Here is a 16,759-nt window from a genome sequence, read left to right on the forward strand (position 1 = left end):
CACCACGATGCTGCCCATCGACGCCCTGAAAGACATCCGCCCCTTCATCGCCACGCCCAGCTACAGCGGCGCGATGACCAGCGACTACGTGCGCAGCCTGCTCGGGCTGGTCAATCTCGCGTGGCGCCACGGCTTCCCGATGCAGACGCGCTTCCTCGACGGCGACAGCCTGATCCCGCGCGCGCGCAACCGGCTGGTGGCCGAGTTCATGGCCGACAGCCGCTGGACCCACCTGTTCTGGATCGATGCCGACATCGGCTTCGAGCCCGAGGCCGCGCTGCGCCTGCTGCTGGCCGGCCGCGCGGTGGTGGCCGGCGCCTATCCGCAGAAGAACGACGGCTGGCCGCGCGCCGGCCTCGCGCAGCCGCTGCCCGCGGGCAGCACGCGCGAGGACTTCGAGGCGAAGCACGCGGTGTTCCCGGTCAACCTCACGGGGCCCGAGGTCGCCGGCCGCATCGATGCCGACGGCTTCGTCGAGGTGCTCGATGCGCCCACCGGCTTCATGCTGATCGAGCGCGCCGTGTTCGAGCGGCTCGCGCAGGCCCTGCCCGAGCTGCGCTACACGCCCGACCGCATGGAGGACGAGACGGCCGCGGCCTGGCCGCACCACCGCTTCTTCGATGTCTGGGCCGAGCCCGGCAACGGCCGCTACCTCAGCGAGGACTTCGCCTTCTGCCGCCGCTGGCAATCGATCGGCGGCCAGGTCTTCGTCGACACGCGCTCGCGCCTCACGCACACCGGCACGCGCACCTACCGCGGCGACTACGCGCGCTCGCTCGCGGCCAGCGCCGGGCCGTCGGCCTGACGCAGATCGGCCGGCAAGGTCCCCAGGTCGTAGCCGCGATCGGGCGCGATCTTCTCGAGCCGCAGTCCCGGCCCTTCCTCGGCCAGGTAGTCGTAGCCGATGGCCTGCCAGCGATGCCCGGGATCGAGGCGCCGGTAGCGGTCGCGCCGCGCGATGCGGTCCTCGCGCCGGATCATGCGCAGGTGGTAGAGCCGGAAGTAGCTGCGGAACATCCGGCCATGCTGCGCGACCGCATCGGGATACCAGGGCCCGTGCAGCGCGGGCGCCGCGTCGAAGGCGATCTCGCGCGGCAGCCGGAACAGGCACACGCGCGACTTGGCGCCCCAGGGGCCGTCGTCGCGGAAGCGGTCGGGCGCGTCCCAGAGTTCGCGCACGGCGAGCGAGAGGCAGCTCAGTGGCGTGTCGGACAGCGAATCGACGATGGCGCCGAGGTGCCGGAGGAACAGGCTCTCGTAGCGCTCGTCGGCATCGCAGACCAGCACCCAGCCCGCGCCATGGCACTGCGCGCATTCGAGCAGCCGGCGCCTGTTCTGGGTTTCGTTCCAGTCGCCGCCCGGCGGGTTCGACAGCAGCTCGAGCAGCTTGGGCTCGCGCCGCAGGATCCGCGCGGTGTCGTCGGTCGAGCCGTCGTCGAGCGCGATGAAGCCGTCGACATGGTCACGCAGGTGGTCGAGGCAGCCCTCGAGCAGCCGCGCCTCGTTGCGCAGCTGCAGCAGGCAGACGATGCGCAGCCTCGAGGCCAGCGGCTGCGGCGGCGCGGCGCTGCAACGCGGACAGAAGTAGTGCGGCGCCGGCTCGTGATGAAGCATGCGCGCGCAGAGCTCGCACTGGCGGCGCGAGCCCATCGCGAACACGGGCGCGGCTTGCCCCCACGCGGGCACGGCCCCGGCATCGGCCGGTGCCGGATCGTCGCGGGCGATGCGCGCGAAGTCGCGCCCCCAGTCCTCGCCGTTCGCGCGCGCCTTCGCGGGCGTGCACTTGCGCCAGTCGTTGTCGGGATCGAACTGCTCGGCGCCGTCGCGCGTCTCGAACGACAGGTGCAGCAGCTTCAGTTCGGCACAGGCCGAAAGCCGCCAGCCCGCCATCTCGAGCCGCACGCGGAAATCGTCGTCGTCGCCACCCCAGCCGGTGAAGGATTCGTCATAACCGCCGACCGCCTCGAAGGCCTCGCGCGGGCCGCACAGCGAGCCGTAGAAGGTGCGCAGGAACAGCGCCTCGGGCACCTGGCGCGCGAACAGCGCAGCCAGCGGCCCGTCGATCGCGTCGAAGCGCGCGAAGCCCACGCGGCCCAGCACCACGCCGCGCTCGACCGACAGCGCCGCCTGCAAGGCCAGCGCGGGCCCGTCGTCCACATAGGCCGACTCGGGCGAATGCACGAGCACGAAGCGGCCGCGCGCATGGCGCACGCCGACGTTGATGGCGCGGCAGGGCGGGCGCCAGCCGTGCGGCCGGTCGTTGACGACCACGCGCCAGCACACCGTGTCGAAGCGCGCGAGCAGTTGCAGCAGGTCCTGTTCCTCGGCCGGTTCGTCGAGCGCGATCACCACCTCGATGCCGGGGCGCGACCAGTACGGCGCGTTGAGCGCGGCCACGCGCTCGAACTCCGCGCGCTTGCGGTAGAACGGCAGCACCACGCTGAGCATCATGCGGTCCGCCCTCCGGCGATCGGCGCGATGGCGAAAGACAAGGGAGACAATGGCAGGACCTGCTTCATCCCCGCATCATGAACGGTTGCTTCATCAATCTGCAACGCAGTGGCGATCGCCGCACGGCCATGGAAGCGCAGCTGCGCGCGCTCGGCATCGAGGGCGTGGCGCGCTTCGAGGCGATCGACGCGGCCACCCTGCCCGCGGCGCCCGCCGATGCCGCCACCAGCGCCGGCGAGCGCGCCTGCTTTCTCTCGCACGCACGCGCGCTCGAGGGCGCGCCGCCCGACGGCTTCTTCCTGGTGCTGGAAGATGACGCATTGCTGAGCCGCGCGCTGCCGCCGCTGCTGCGGCCCGAGGCGCTCGCGCAACTGGCCGACTGGGACCTGGTGTTCCTCGAATGCCTGCCCTACACCTCGGCCCCCGGCCTGCTCGCGCTGTGGCAGGCGCTGAAGAAGCAGCTGCCCGCCGATCCCGCCGCGCCACGCGATGCGATCGCCGGCATCGAGGTGCTCGATGCGCGTGGCCTCTACAACTGGGGCGCGGTCGCCTACCTCGCCACGCCGAAGGGCTTGCGCGCCTTGTCGCCGCTGCTGCGCGAGGCGCTGGCCGAGGGACCGGTGCAGGCCTTCGACATGGCCTTGAACCGCTGGGTGGCCGAGGGCCGCCTGCGCGCCGCGGTGCTCGCGCCCTTCCTCGCCACGCCGCGGCTCGAGAGCCATGCGCACAGCACCATCGACGACCGGCCGCGCGCGGCGGAGAACGACGCGCTCGGCGGCGCGCTGCGGCGGCTGTTCTTCGCCGGCCCGATCGAGGGCCTCGAGGCCCATGTGGCCGGCTACCGCCACGCGGCGCTGACTGACGATCCGCAGCTGCGGCTGCTGGCCGACCTGATGGCGCAGCTGTTCGTCATCACGGCGCGCCCGACGCGCTGACCCTAGAAGTCGGCGCAGCCGTTGCGCCGCTCGGTGTTCACGCAGCTCAGCAGGTTCGGCCGCGAACGCACGCGCGACCATTCGCGCGCCAGCACGTCGCCGCCCTGCGCCGCGCGGTCGCCGTCCAGCGGCCCGGTCGCCACGCAGATCGGCGCCTGGCCGATGTTGCGGTCGTAGAGGTAGGTCGAGGGCTGGTCGCGCACCACGTCCACCGAGGGCAGCTCGGGCCGCTCGAAGAACACGAAGGGCGGCGGTGGCGGCGGCGCCACCGGCGGCGGTGGGGGCGCGGGCGGCGGCGGCGGTCCCGGATCGACGCGCAGGTTGCCCGGCACCACCTGCACCGCATAGCCGGCCGCCGAGGCGAAGGCGCCATCGATCGGGTAGTTGCCCGGCGGGCTCGCGGTGTTCGCGCTGGTGCCCGGCGTGCCGCTGAAGCTCGAGGCGTTGTCGCCGAGGATCAGCCCGCTGACGCTGTAGGTGAAGGTCGGGTTGGGCGCGCCCTCCTGGCGCGCGGCATTGCCCACGGTCACGATCGCGGTCGGCTGCTGCGCGTAGATGAAGTGGTTGTCGGTGGCCGGCACCGTCACCGTGCACAGGCCCAGGTAGGCGCAGTGGTAGAGGTTGGGCAGCGGGCCCGAGCCCGCGAGGCCGCCGCGCGTCTCGCCGATCCAGGTGTCGGCCCAGACGCGCCAGGTGCCGGCGCCGATGGTGAAGGCGCCGGGGTTCTGGAAGCGCGCCGCCGCCACCAGGTCGGCGCTGGTGCTCGCATTGACGTTGGTGCCCAGCGTGAGGTCGCCCGCGAGCGTGCGCACGAACACGGTGCCGGCCGACATCGATGGGGTCGCCGCGGGCGCGAGCTGGTTGGTCGCCGCGTTGAAGCCGTTGACGCTCAGCGTCCCGATGGTCACGGCATTCGCATCGACGTAGGCGAAGCCGCCCTCGGCGCCGCCGCTCACGGTGGCGACGTTGTTCGCGGGGTTCTGCAGGTCGACGCTCGCGCCGCTCGAGCGCGCGAGCAGCCCGGTGGCGGTGATCGCGCCCGCGGCCGACTGCGTGATGCGGCCGTCGGACAGCAGGCCCAGCTGCGAGGCGCTGACCGTGCCGTTGACCGCGATGTTGCCGCCCGCATCGTTCTGCAGGGTGAGCGCGCCCGGCGTGGCGATGGCGCCGGCCACCGTGATGTCGGCCGCATGGGTGGCGCTGCCCGCCACGATGGTGGGCGCGCTCAGGCGCGCGAACTCGGCGCTCGAGACCGAGTAGCCGCCGGTGCCCGCGCCGCCGAGCACGATCGGCGCATTGGTGCTGTCCGACACCGCGAAGTTGGCGTCCATGCCGCCGGGCCGCAGGTTGATGGCGTTGGCCGCGCTGACCGGCGTGCCGATCACGATCGCGTCGGCGCTGCCGTCGTTGACCGCGCGCAGCACTACGTTGCGGCTGCCCTGCACCACGGGCGCCGTGCCGGGCAGGCTCGGCGAGCCGCCGGCCTCGATCGAGACGCCGGTGCCGCCGTTCTGCGAACGGCCCGTGATCTCGATGTCGCCGCCGCCGGTGGTGACGATGCGCGCGCCGTTCTCCAGCCGCACGCCCGAATCGGGCGTGGCCGCGGGCACCGTGGTGTCGTTGTTGAAGTTGTAGCCGCGCAGCGCGATGCTGCCGCTGCCGGTGGTGATGCTGCTGCCGCCGTTGACCAGCACGCCGTGCGCCGCCGCGAAGGTCGACGAGGCCTGGCGCCGCGCCACGCCCTGCACCGTCACGTTGCCGCTGGTGGTCGAGATGGTCGAGGGCGTGCGGCCGTCGGTGATGACCACGCCGCTGTTCCAGTCGGCCGAGCTGCCGCGGATGTCGACGTTGCCGGTCGACGTCGCGATCTGCGCGCCCGCCAGCGTCACGTTGCCGCCGGCGATCTGCACCGCGCCGCCTGCGCCGGCATCGGCCTGGCCCACGCGGGTGTCGATCTGGCTGTCGACCAGCGTGACGTAGCCGGTGGGCGCGCCGGGCTGGCCGCTGTAGAGCGTGACCGCGCCGCCATCGGTCTGCACCGAGGCGCCATTCATCTGGATGAAGCCGCTGGTGGGGCTGCCGTCGCCGCGCGCGTTCATCGTGACGCTGCCGCCGCGCGTGGCGATGGTGCCGTTGTAGTTGATCGAGCCGTTGCTGCCGGAAGGCGTGCCGTCGGGATTGACGCCCGCGTTGAACAGCACGGTGAGCGGACCGCCCTTGCCCGACGAACGGATCACCGTGCCCAGGCCGCCCTGGATGCTGTTGCCCGAGGCCAGCTCGAAGCTCAGCGGACCGAAGGCGGCGGTGTAGTCGATCAGCACGTTGTTCGCGAGCGAGATGCTGCCGGCGCCCGGCCCGCCGGTGCCGGTGGTGATCTTCACGCTCGCGCCGCCGTTGAGCGCGGCATTGATGTCGCCATCCTGGATGGTCGAGGTGGCGACCGCGTCGAAGGGATTGGTCGGCAGCGTGCCGGCCGCCGCGCCATTGACGATCGAGACCGCATAGGGATCGATCAGCCACTGCCCCGCGGTGCCCGCCGGCGCGCCCGCGTTGACGCGGATGCCGGTCAGGTCGAGCTGCGTGCCCGAGGTCTCGATGAAGCCGCCGTTGCCGCCCGTGCTGCCGCCGCGCGCCGACAGCGTGCCGTGGGCGCGCAGGCCGTTGCCCGCGAGCAGCCGGATGTTGCCGCCGTTGCCGCTGGCCGAGGCGCTGTCCGCGCGCAAGCCCATGCCCGTGGCCAGCGCGAGCATGCCGCCGGTCTTGTCGCTCACCGTCGATTCGAAGCGGATGTCGCCGCCGGTGCCCGCGCCGCTCGCGTCTGCCAGCGTGCCGGTGGCGCCCGCGAGGCCACCGCCGTAGATGTTGCGGCCGGTGACGGCAATGGAGCCGCCGGCCACCGTGCCGCTCGCGGTGCTCAGCAGCGCATCGGGCTGGGCGCCGCGCTGCAGCAGCACGTCGCCGTTGCCGCCGACGATGTTGATCTGGCCGCCCTCGGCACGCAGGCCCTGGCCGGCGCCGCTGGCACGGATCCACACCGCCGCGGGCGTGACGCCTTCGTCGATGCCGGCCGGTGGCGGGGTCGGCACGCCGTTGAAGTCGTAGGTCACGCCCGCGCTGCCGGCGGTGCCGACGATGTCGATGCGCCGCCCCTGGCCGGCCGTGATGCCGGTATCGCCGATCAGCACGCCGTGCGAGGCATTGATGGTGGCCGAGGCCGAGAGCTTGGCGAATTCGTCGGTGCCCAGCAGCGTTCCGAGGTCGGCGCCCTGGCCTTCCACGCGCACGTTGCCGCCGGTGGCGATGTCGACGCCATTGGCCTGCACGCCCGCGCCCGCGACGTTGAAGCGCAGCCGCCCCACGGCATCGCCGGTGGTCCATCCGCGCGTGCTGCCGCGCAGCACGATGTCCCCGCCGGTGGAGGCGATGCGGCTGCGAGGGCCCGGGACGCTGCCGGCCTCGCGCCCGATCTCCACGCCCTTGGCGGCCAGCCCGCCGACGCCGTCGACGGTGATGGCGCCGCTGCCGGTGATGAGCTCGGAGCTGGAGATCAGCACGCCCGAGCTGCCGTTGAGCGTGGAGCTCGAAAACAGCGTGCGGCCCTCGCCGCGCAGGTTGATGACGCCACCCTGGGCGCAACTCGCGGCATCGACGCCGCAGGTCGAGATGCGGCTGTTGCGCAACTCGATGCCGGCGCCCACGCCCGAATCGCCGAACTCGGAGGCATAGCCGATGGCGCGGCCGTTGGCAGCATCGCCCTGCCCGTAGAAGCGCACGTTGCCGCCGTTGGTCTCGATGCGCGCGTTCGTCATCTGGATCTGGGCCGCCCCCTCGCCTTCGGAGGTCACGATCGGGGTGTTGCCGGCGCCCGGCACCGTGCCGTTGGCATCGACATTGAAGTCCACGTTCAACGCGCCGCTCGTCGACTGGAGGGTGGAACGGTCGAGCATCGCGATGCCGGTGGCCGAATCCACGCGCAGCGAGGCGGTGCCGCCCTCGCTCTTGACCACCTGGGCCGCGGTGTCGAACAGCACGCCGAAGCGCTCCTGCCCGCCCTCGGCATTGGCCGCGTTGCTCGCGAGCGTGACGTCGGTGCCCTGGCCGAGCGCGCGGCCCAGCGCCTGCGAGCTGATCGGGCTCGAGGCCATGCCGCCGGCGCTGGGAAAGCTGCCGGGGTCGTAGTTCGGCGCCTCGGGCGTCACCACGATCTGTTTGTTGGAATTCAGCGTCCACTTGCCGTTGGCGCCACCGTTCGCGCCGCCCGCGGCCGACAGCGCGAGGTCGTTGCCGACCTGGACCGCATCGGCGCTGGTGCTGATGTTGCCGCCCGCGCCCGAGCCCGCTCCCTTGGCCGACAGCGTGCCCGACAGGTGCAGGCCGAGCCGGGTAGCCGGCGGTGCCTCGCTGCCGGTGCCCGGCAGCGAGGCGTAGCTGACTTGCTCGATGCGGATCTCGCCACCCGCGGCATTGCCGGTGCGGCCATCGGCACGCACCACGGCACCCGATCCCAGCAGCGCGGCGGGCGGTGCCGATGCGATCGACAGCCCGCTCAGCGCCTTGAGCTGCACCGAACCCCCGCCTGCATCGCCGCTCGCGTCGACCAGCGCGCCATCCATCACGCGCACATTGCCCGCGGCCACCGAGATGCGGCCGCCGACCGCCGTGCCGGTGGAGGTCGCGTCGAGCGTGCCGCCCACGCGCACCTCGTTGTCGGCACCGCCGCCGAGCACGATCTCGCCGTTCTTCGTGCCGAGCGAACGCGCGCGCACCACGCCGGCCTGGTTCACCACCAGCTCGCCGAGGGTGGTCGACTGGCCCACCATCACGACCTTGCCGCCGTCGGCCTGCACGGTGCCCGTGTTGCCGACCGAGGCATTGGTCGCCATCGAGTCGGACGCGATCGCGATGTTGGTGAGGCCGTCGCCCGCGAGGTCGAAGGTGATCTTGCGGCCCGAGACCAGCGCCACGGTCTGGCTGTCGGCCGTGATGGTGCCGGAGTTGCTCACGCCCGCGCCCATCAGCACCACGGGGCCGCCGGTGGCCGTGATGCCGCCTTCGTTCACCACCGTCTTGGCGTTGGCGTTCAGCCGCTCGAAGCTGAAGTTGGTCGTGCCACCGAGGAAGTTCGCGTCGCTGGTGGTCAGGCCCAGTGTCGAGGCCACGAGCCCGCCCACGTTGACGCTGGCACCGGAACCGAACATCACGCCGTTGGGGTTGATCAGGAACACGCGGCCGTTGGCGTTGAGCTGGCCCGCGATGGTCGAGAGCTCGTTGCCGGTGACGCGGTTGAGCAGGATCGCCGAGGCGTTCGGCTGCTGGATGTTGACGATGTTCTTGGCGCCGATCGAGAACGTGGTCCAGTTGACGATGCCGCGCTGGCTGCCCTGCACGATGCTCATGATGTTGCCGGCCTGGGTCATCGAGACCATGTTGCCCGGCAGCGCCGAGGGCAGGAAGCCCGTGGGCAGCACCTGCGCCATCGCGGGCACGGCGCCCGCGCAGATCAGCGAGAACGCGACCGGCCGCAGCCGCAGGCGGCGCGCGGTGGCGCGAAGAAGAGGAGACGTGCGTTGCTTCATGGTCAGAACGCCTTTTGAACCTGGACGTACAGCCGCGGGTTGTGGCCGCCGCCGTCGGTCTGTGCCCGAGGTGTGCCGTCACGCCAGGCCAGCGTCGCATTGATCGAGAAATTGCCGGGGCGCGACCAGCTCATGCCGATGCCGTAGCCGCGCAGGCTGTGCGAGTTCTCGCCGTCGAAGGGCGAGGGATGGCGTGCGAGCTTGCCGCGCGCCGCGTCGTAGAACACGAAGGGCGTGAACTCCTCGTTGACCGACCAGCGCCATTCGACGGTGCCGATCACGCCCTGGTCGGCCAGCAGTTCGCCCGAGGGGTAGGCACGCACGGCGCGCGCGCCGCCGAGCGCGAGCTTCTCGGAGGCATCGAGGTTCTTGCTGGCCCATTGGCCGCCGATCGCGAGGTAGAGCGAATGGCGCGGTACGATCGACTGCAGCCGCGAGAGCTGGAAGCTCATCTTGGTGAAGCCGCCCTCGGTGTGGCGGCCGCCGAAGGCCTGGTCGGCCGCGAGGGTCTGCGGATCGCGGATCGACAGCGAGCCGTGGTAGAGCGTGCCGGTGCTGGCCCAGTAGCCGCCGCCGAAGACGTCGTCGCGCCGCTCCCAGGCCCAGCCCAGGCCGATGCCGCGCACGCGCTTCTTGACGTCGTAGTCGACGACGCGGATCTCGTCCTTGAGGTCCTTGAGGTCGGCGGTCAGCCGCAGGAACAGGTTCTGCTGGCGCTGGCGGATCAGCGGATAGTTGAGCGAAAAATCGAGCACGTCGGCGCGGCCCTGCGCGTCGAGGTCGGAGAACTGGCCGCCGAGGTCGTAGCTCACGCGCGCCAGGCCCATGCCGGCGCGCAGGCCGCTGGTGCCGATCGGCGCCTCGTAGGCGATGCGGCCATACTGCAGCGCATTGCTGTCGGACACCATGACGCGCGCATCGAGGTTGTCGCCGATGCCGAAGGGGCTGAGCCAGCGCACGGTGCCGCCGAGCCGGTAGCGGCCCGATTCCTTGGTGCCGTGGTTGTCGCCCTCGGCGGTGAAGGCCCAGCGCGGCGCGGCCGCGACCTCGACCGACAGATCGGTGGTGCCGGGCTGCGTGCCTTCCTGCAAGGCCGACGAGACCTTCACGCCGGGCTGGTCCGACAGCAGCAGCATGGCGCGCTCGTAGGCGGGCGCGTTGACGGCCTCGCCCGGCTGCAGCGGCGCGAGGAAGCCGCGCACGCGCGCTTCGGCGATCGGGGCCTCGGGCGCCACCAGCACGTCGACGCGGCCCAGCCGGCCCTCGATCACGCTGATCTCGACGATGCCGTCGCGCACGGTCTGCACGGGCACCACGGCCTGCGCGAGAAAGTAGCCGCGCTCCTTGTAGCGCGCGGTGATCGCCTTCGCGAGTTCCTCGAGGTCGGCCAGCGTGACGTCGCGGCCGATGTAGGGCGTGGTGATCGACTGCAGTTCCTCGTTGCTCAGCGCCTTCACGCCATTGAGGCGCAGGTCGTTGAGCTTGAAGGCACCGGTGGCGGAGGTGTTGCGCGACGGCGCGGGCAAAGTCTGCGGCGCGACACCGCCGGTGGCCTGGGCCATGGGTCGGTTGCAACTGCCGCAAGGGTCCTGCGTGGGCAGCAGCGCGGTCTCCTCGGCCTCGTTGGCATGGGCACGCTGGGCGGCCATGAGCAAGGCGGCGCCGAACAGGGCGGAGACGGCGAGGGCGATCGGTGTAGAGCGTTGAAGGGCGCGCATTTCAGGGCTCCACCGCGTTGTTTCTTGCGGGTTGCTGGTGTTTTTGGGGGTCGGTTCGTTCGGGGCGCGTGCACAGGACAGCGGGTACTTCCCTCCGCGAATGTCCCCCGCCCTTCGGGCTCCTCCTTGATTTCGCTGCGGGAAGCACCCACTGCCCTGTGCACGTGGGCGCAGTGGTTGTGCAGCCGGTTCTACGGCCGCGTCCAGGCTCACGTCGATGGGGTACTCCCCGCAGCGAAATAAAGGAGGAGGCCGCAGGCCGGGGGACATTCGCGGAGGGGAGTACCCCGTCGGCGTGAGCCCGCCCCGAACAGCAATGCAAGAGAACAACACGAGACATCTCAACTCCCAACGGTCAGACGCCAGTTGCCGATCAGATTGAACGGCGCCCAGAAGAAGGGATGCGACATCTTGGGATCCTTGAGCACCGCGAGCTGCCCCGCCTGCATCGCTTTCTGCAGGTCGCGGCCCTTGGCGAGTTCGCCGTAGAGCGTGCTCATCAGCACCGCCGTCGCGTCATCCGACACCGGCCACAGCGAGGCGATCAGGCTCGAGCTGCCGGCCGAGAGGAAGGAGCGCGTGAAACCCAGCACCTCGTCGCCCTGCGCGATGCGGCCCAGGCCCGACTCGCAGGCCGACAGCGTCACCAGGGCCGTGCCCTGCATCGGCATCTCGAGGATCTCGTGCGCCTCGAGGAAATTCTGCTTGCCGCCCTCGTTGGCCAGCAGGATGCGCGAGTACAGCGGATCGACCTCGTCGGCCTCCGCATGCGCCGCCACGTGCATCAGCGGCGAGCGCGCCGCCACGTCGCGGAACTGCGTCTTGGTCGCGGCCGCGCCCATGTAGACGCTGTTGCTCGGGAAGTACTGCGCGAGCTGCTTGACCTCGCTCTCGGCACCCGGCAGGTCGTACTTGTCCTCGATGCGCGGATTGCCGAAGGCCGTGAGCGTGGCGTTCACGCGCGGCGTGCGCTGCGCGAGCTGCACCGCGATGCTGATCGAGGGCGCCACCGCCACCGGGTGCGTTTCGATCACGTAGCGGCCGTTCAGCCGCAATGCCTGGAACGGCAGGTAGTGCAGCGGGCCGTGCGGCACGATCACCAGCCGCTGGCCGGCCTGCAGGTTCAGCGGGCCGAGCAGCGCGGCGCCGAGCTTGTCGGCGTTGGTGATCGCGGTGCGGCGGCCGCGCACGATGGTGTTGCGGAAGGTCTCGACCAGCTCGGTCAGCTCCTCGCGCTTGACCGGGATCGTCTTGCTCTCGATGCCCGCGGGGCTCACCACCCACACCATCAGCCGGTCGGGCAGCGAATGGAACTGCACCACGCGCTCGTCGGGCGCCAGCGTGCGCTGCAGCGTCGCGAGGTCCACCGTGGCCGAGGCCTGCTCGCTGAGCTTGGCGCGCCCGCGCACCGCGTCGAGCAGCGCGCGCGAGCGGCTGTGCTCGCTGACCTCGAAGGCGCGGGCGCTGTCGCCCGCGTCGCTGTAGATGGACACGCCGCGCTCGAACACCGACTGCAGGTCGGAGAACAGGCCCATCTTGAATTCTTCGCTGCGGAACTTCGCGCGCACCTTGTCCACGCCCTCGAGCGCGCGGCCCACGGCCTCGGCCGCGGCCTGCTTCTGGCCCAGCGCCACCTCGCTGCGCGCCACGCCGTCCCAGGCCCAGAGCTGGTAGTAGCCGCTGTCGGCGCCGACCTGGCGCGCGGCCAGCGCGCGGTAGAGGTCGCGCGCCTCGGCGGGCTTGTTCTCGGCCAGCAGCAGCCGGGCGCGCGTGCGGTCGAGCTGCGCGGCCAGCGGTGCGTCCTTCGGTTGCGGCAGCGTGCCAAACAGCTCGCGGGCGCGCTGCGTGTTGGCCGGCGTGCCCGATTCGATCAGCGCATTGACCAGCGAGGCCTGCACCAGCGGCGCATAGCGCGGCGAACTGTTGGCCAGCGCCTCGTCGTAGCTGAGGATCGCGCCCTCGTAGTCGCCGCGGCGCGTGCGCACGTCGCCGATCACCTTCTGCACCGGCCCCACCACCAGCTTGGGATCGCGCGCCTCGCTCTTGAGCGCCTCGCGGGCGAACTGCTCGGCCTTCTCGAGCTGGCCCGAGTAGCTGTAGACGATGGCCAGGTCGCGGTTGGCCATCGCGCGCAGGTTCGGGTCGTTGGTGGTGTTGGCCAGGTGCAGCGCCTTGCTCGCGGCGCGCACGCTCTGGCGGAACTCGCCCGACTCGGCCAGCGCCACCGCCTGGCTGCAGTACTGGTAGCCCGAGAGCTTGACGTTGTCCTGGCCATAGAGCACCGCGCCTTCGCTGGTCAGCGCCAGCAGCGTGTCGGTGTCGGCGAGCCGGGCCTGCTCCATCTTGCTGGCCGCGGCCTCGGCGCTCGGGCCTTCCTGCGCCTGCGCCGGCGACAGCTGCGTCAGCAGCACCACGCCGGCCCATCCCAGCGCCCATCCCATTCTCGAAAACCTCGCCATTGGACCCCCGCGCGCGGCCGGCATGCCCGCCTTGGCGGGCATCGACGCCGCGGAAGTGCGCGCCGTTCTGGCCTCGTGGGGAAAGTCTAGGGACGCCCCCTACCCCCGCCTATTCGCAATACGGTCTAGCGCAAATGGACTATGGGAGGCGTCACGCAAGGGTCTCAGAAATTGTGCGAGATGCCGAACTGCAGCCCGCTCGAGGGCATGCCCGGCGAGCCGGCCGGCGAGGAATCGGCCACCACGTAGGCCGCGTTGCCGCGGTTGCGGATGCGCGAATAGGCCGTGTAGACCGCCGTGCGCTTGCTGAGCCAGTGCACGTAGCCGACCGCGAACTGGGTCGCGTCGTCGGCATCGAGGCCGGGGCCGCTGCGGTTGGCACGCGCGGCCGACAGCTTGATGACACCCGGGCCCACCGGCATGCTCGCGCCCACCATCACGTGCACCTGGCGGTCGTTGAAGGCCTGGTGGCGGTGGTAGTTGGCGTAGAGCTTCACCGGCCCGAAGTCGTAGGTGCCGCCCACGGTCGCGGTGCGGTAGACCTGCCCGTTGGCCACCGGCGTGCGGCCGTAGGCGGCCGCGATGTCGAGCGGGCCGCCGGCATAGCCCAGGCGAGCGCCCGCATAGCGCATGCCTTCCGCGCCCTCTGGCATCGCGTACATCGCCTGGCCGTAGAAGCCGCCGAGGTCGCGCGGCAGGAAGTAACCGACCGAGTTGTCGACCCGCACCAGCGTGCGCGCGCCGCCCAGGCCCATGGGCCAGCCCTCGACCATCGCGGCCGAGCCACCCACGCCCACCGTGCCGAAGGGCGAGAACTGCGAGACGTTCCAGAAGGTGGGCACGTAGTCGCGGCCCAGCCGCAGCTCGCCCCAGGTGCGGCTCGACAGGCTCAGCGTGGAACGCCGGTGCCAGTAGACGCCCTGGTACTCGCCGGTGTCGGGCAGCAGCGCCGACTCGAGCCAGAAGCTCGCGACCAGCCCTCCGCCCAGGTCCTCGCTGCCGCGAAAGCCCAGCCGGCTCGGGAAGATGTTGCCGCCCTGGTCCATGGCGCGCACGCTCTTGCCGCCGGCCTTGCTGTAGGTGAAGTTGAGGTCGACGGTGCCGAAGACCTGCACGCTCGACTGGGCCTGCGAGAGCAGCGGCAGGGACGAAAGAAACAGGGCGGCCAGGACGGCGCGGAACGCGAAGAGGATGTTGCGCATGGGTGTCTCCGAAAAAATGGGCGAGCGAAAGCCGGCGCTGCGGCCCTCGGGCCGGCGCGGCGCGGTCGAAATGGAAAAGGGTGCGAGGTGGCGCGGGGCGAAGCCCGGCCCCGGCGCTCAGTCGATGCGGATGTTCTTGGCCTTGATGAGCTTGCCCATCGCCTCGGCCTCGCGCCGCACGATGGCGCGCGTCTCCTCGGGCGTGGTGCCCATCGGCTCGAGCCCGGCCTCGGCGATCAGCCGCTGCAGCTCGGGCGACTGCGTGGCCGCGCGGATCTCGCGGTTGAAGCGGTCGACGATCTCGGGCGGCGTCTTCGCGGGCAGCCAGAAGCCCAGCCAGGTGAACACCTCCAGCCCCGGATAGCGCTCGGCCAGGGTGGGCACGTCGGGCAGCGCGGCGCTGCGCTGGCTGCCGGTGTAGGCGATGGGCTTGACGCGGCCCGCGCGGATGTTGGGCAGCGCCGAGATCGGCGGCTCGAAGCCCAGCATCACCTGGCCCGCGATCACGTCGGGCATGGCGCTCTGCTTGTAGGGCACGTGCAGCAGCTCGATGCCCGCGGCGTCCTGCAACAGCTCGAAGCCCAGGTGCGCGGTGCTGCCCGAACCGTAGGAGGCGAAGCTCACGCGGCCCGGGTCCTTCTTCGCGAGCGCCACCAGCTCCACCAGGTTCTTCGCCGGCACCGAGGGGTTGGCGACGATGAACGAGCCGCCCTTGAGCGCCTGCGTGACCGGCACCAGGTCGGTCTGTGGGTTGTAGGGCAGCTTCGACAGCAGGAACGGCGTCATGGTGAACGGGTTGCTGGTCGAGAACAGGATGGTGTAGCCGTCGGGCGCGGCCTTGGCGACCGCGTCGGTGCCGATGGCCGCGAGCGCGCCGGGGCGGTTCTCGACCACCACCGGTGTCTTGAGCATCTGGCCGAGCCGCTCGGCGTAGGCGCGCGCGAACACGTCCGAGCCCACGCCGGCCGGCGTGGGCGTGATGATCCTGATGGGGCGCTGGGGCCAGGCGCCGGACTGCGCCTGCGCGCCGGCGCTGGCCAGCGTCAGTGCGAGGGCGGCGCCCCACAGGGTTGCGAGCTTTCTCATGGTGTCTTGTCTCCGTTCTCTTTTCTATGGATCGAATGCACGCGGCGCGGCCGCCGGCATGCCTGCTGTCTGGCGCTTCTTCTTTTGTCGTCCCGCCTCCGGCGTGCCGTCACCGGCCGCCACGTCCGCTCAACCGCCGGCGTGCGGCGCCAGCGGTGGATAGCTCACGTTGTCCAGCCCCGGCACCACCAGCCGCGCGGGCTGGTTGCCGTTGGCGCGCAACTGGTCGACCGCGTAGTCGACCACGCAGCCCGAGAGCAGCTGCCGCGGGTCCTCGAGCACCACGCGCAGCCGCGTGTTGAGCGCGAACCAGTCGTCGGGACTCGCGATCGCGGGCATCTCGCCGACCGATTCCGTCCGCGCGTCGATGCGAGGCCGCCCCGCGGCGCCGGGCTCGAAGCGCGGATAGCCCTCGTACATCAGCGGCCCGAGTTCGCTCACCGTGCGGGTGTGGGCCCAGATCTGGCGCAGCGGCTCCTCAAAGGCGCGCACCGCCGCGAGGTCGGGCAGCTCGGCCACCTTGAAGCTCGGGCCGTGCGGCGCGATGTAGAGCCGGTCGAGCGCGAGCCGCTGGCCCGAGGCCGCGAGGATCATCGCGGCGACCGAGTTGGTGGTCCAGGTCACGCCGGCCGTGGGCCGGCCCTGGCGGCCGACGATCAGCACCATGGCGCGCGACCAGTCGATCGCATGGCGGTCGAACCAGCCGATCACGCGGTGGCCGGTGTCCATGCCGACCAGGAAGAAGGTGGCGATCATCACGGCGTTCATCGGCACCGTGGCACCCACGGCATCGCCGCGCGCCTCGATGTAGTGCTCGCGCATGTCGGCGGCGGTGAAGGTCTCGGGCTCGCGCAGCGCGCGCTCGAGGTAGCGCTCGGTCAGCGCGCACGAGTAGTCGACCAGCTGCGCGATGCGCGCCTCGCGGCCGCGGTAGGCCGGCACCGCGACGGTGTCGCGCCACAGCGCCTCGGAGTTGGCGGCGCGCGCGGCGCGCGTGCTGTCGATCAGGCGCCGGGTCTCGGTGCGCCAGAGCTCGCCCTCGGGATCGAGCTCGCGCAGCCGCAGCAGCGAGGCCACCGCGGGCCCGTGGTGCGAGATGCCCGCGAGCTCCTTGAAGCCGCGCGTCGACATGCGGAAGCCCTCGATCTCGGGCGGCCTGCCGCCGCCGGGGAACAGCACGATGTCGGTGCTGGTCGCGACGATCAGCGGATCGTGCGCGCTGGCCGCGGCGGTGCGCGCGCTCAGCGTGGCGCCGATGCTCGTGGGCCCGGCCGTGTAGGTCTCGAACAGGCGGACCAGCTCGGGGCTTTCGTGAGGTGCGTAGGTGGCCAT

General features: G+C 71.5%; 9 protein-coding genes. 2 read left to right on the forward strand and 7 right to left on the reverse strand.

Annotated features, from left to right (window positions below; translation table 11 throughout):
• Positions 1 to 7 precede the first annotated feature (7 nt).
• Positions 8 to 805, forward strand: a complete 798-nt coding sequence (locus AC07RV_RS36455; RefSeq protein ID WP_093350963.1) for a hypothetical protein — start codon at positions 8 to 10, stop codon at positions 803 to 805.
• On the opposite strand, the gene AC07RV_RS36460 is transcribed toward AC07RV_RS36455, so the two are convergent.
• Positions 763 to 2,451: a glycosyltransferase family 2 protein gene (locus tag AC07RV_RS36460; RefSeq protein WP_296787471.1), complete on the reverse strand. Its 1,689-nt coding sequence runs from the start codon at positions 2,449 to 2,451 to the stop codon at positions 763 to 765. The genes AC07RV_RS36455 and AC07RV_RS36460 overlap by 43 nt on opposite strands.
• Before the next feature lie 77 nt (positions 2,452 to 2,528).
• Here AC07RV_RS36460 and AC07RV_RS36465 point away from each other — a divergent pair, with 77 nt between their 5' ends.
• Positions 2,529 to 3,386, forward strand: a complete 858-nt coding sequence (locus AC07RV_RS36465; RefSeq protein ID WP_296787472.1) for a glycosyltransferase family 25 protein — start codon at positions 2,529 to 2,531, stop codon at positions 3,384 to 3,386.
• A gap of 2 nt (positions 3,387 to 3,388) precedes the next feature.
• Here the strand turns inward: AC07RV_RS36465 and AC07RV_RS36470 are convergent, their stop codons facing one another.
• The 6 genes from AC07RV_RS36470 to AC07RV_RS36495 all read right to left on the reverse strand — a co-directional run bounded on the left by AC07RV_RS36470 (position 3,389) and on the right by AC07RV_RS36495 (position 16,759).
• Positions 3,389 to 8,962 carry a two-partner secretion domain-containing protein gene (locus tag AC07RV_RS36470; RefSeq protein ID WP_296787474.1) on the reverse strand — a complete coding sequence of 1,858 codons (5,574 nt, stop codon included), beginning with the start codon at positions 8,960 to 8,962 and terminating at the stop codon, positions 3,389 to 3,391.
• A 2-nt stretch (positions 8,963 to 8,964) separates the two neighbouring features.
• Complete coding sequence (locus tag AC07RV_RS36475) at positions 8,965 to 10,680, reverse strand: ShlB/FhaC/HecB family hemolysin secretion/activation protein (RefSeq protein WP_296787476.1); 1,716 nt, start codon at positions 10,678 to 10,680, stop codon at positions 8,965 to 8,967.
• A 341-nt stretch (positions 10,681 to 11,021) separates the two neighbouring features.
• The gene (locus AC07RV_RS36480) at positions 11,022 to 13,121 is read right to left on the reverse strand and encodes a CHAT domain-containing protein (RefSeq protein ID WP_296787478.1); all 2,100 of its coding nucleotides are present in this window, start codon (positions 13,119 to 13,121) and stop codon (positions 11,022 to 11,024) included.
• A 182-nt stretch (positions 13,122 to 13,303) separates the two neighbouring features.
• On the reverse strand, positions 13,304 to 14,341 hold the full coding sequence (locus AC07RV_RS36485; protein WP_296787480.1) for a porin: 1,038 nt from the start codon (positions 14,339 to 14,341) through the stop codon (positions 13,304 to 13,306).
• 117 nt (positions 14,342 to 14,458) lie between these two features.
• Positions 14,459 to 15,427, reverse strand: coding sequence for a Bug family tripartite tricarboxylate transporter substrate binding protein (locus AC07RV_RS36490; protein ID WP_093350774.1), 969 nt, complete (start codon positions 15,425 to 15,427; stop codon positions 14,459 to 14,461).
• 129 nt (positions 15,428 to 15,556) lie between these two features.
• A complete protein-coding gene (locus tag AC07RV_RS36495) occupies positions 15,557 to 16,759 on the reverse strand; it encodes a DUF5624 domain-containing protein (protein ID WP_296787482.1) in 1,203 nt (400 codons plus the stop codon).

The organism is Variovorax sp. GW821-FHT09B01, assembly GCF_059418345.1.

What these genes read in the sequence shown, in the direction of transcription:
- AC07RV_RS36455 (WP_093350963.1), top strand. Translation starts at nt 8, where the DNA reads ATGCTGCCCATCGACGCCCTGAAAGACATCCGCCCCTTCATCGCCACG.
- AC07RV_RS36460 (WP_296787471.1), bottom strand. Translation starts at nt 2,451, where the DNA reads ATGATGCTCAGCGTGGTGCTGCCGTTCTACCGCAAGCGCGCGGAGTTC.
- AC07RV_RS36465 (WP_296787472.1), top strand. Translation starts at nt 2,529, where the DNA reads ATGAACGGTTGCTTCATCAATCTGCAACGCAGTGGCGATCGCCGCACG.
- AC07RV_RS36470 (WP_296787474.1), bottom strand. Translation starts at nt 8,962, where the DNA reads ATGAAGCAACGCACGTCTCCTCTTCTTCGCGCCACCGCGCGCCGCCTG.
- AC07RV_RS36475 (WP_296787476.1), bottom strand. Translation starts at nt 10,680, where the DNA reads ATGCGCGCCCTTCAACGCTCTACACCGATCGCCCTCGCCGTCTCCGCC.
- AC07RV_RS36480 (WP_296787478.1), bottom strand. Translation starts at nt 13,121, where the DNA reads ATGGGATGGGCGCTGGGATGGGCCGGCGTGGTGCTGCTGACGCAGCTG.
- AC07RV_RS36485 (WP_296787480.1), bottom strand. Translation starts at nt 14,341, where the DNA reads ATGCGCAACATCCTCTTCGCGTTCCGCGCCGTCCTGGCCGCCCTGTTT.
- AC07RV_RS36490 (WP_093350774.1), bottom strand. Translation starts at nt 15,427, where the DNA reads ATGAGAAAGCTCGCAACCCTGTGGGGCGCCGCCCTCGCACTGACGCTG.
- AC07RV_RS36495 (WP_296787482.1), bottom strand. Translation starts at nt 16,759, where the DNA reads ATGGCCACCTACGCACCTCACGAAAGCCCCGAGCTGGTCCGCCTGTTC.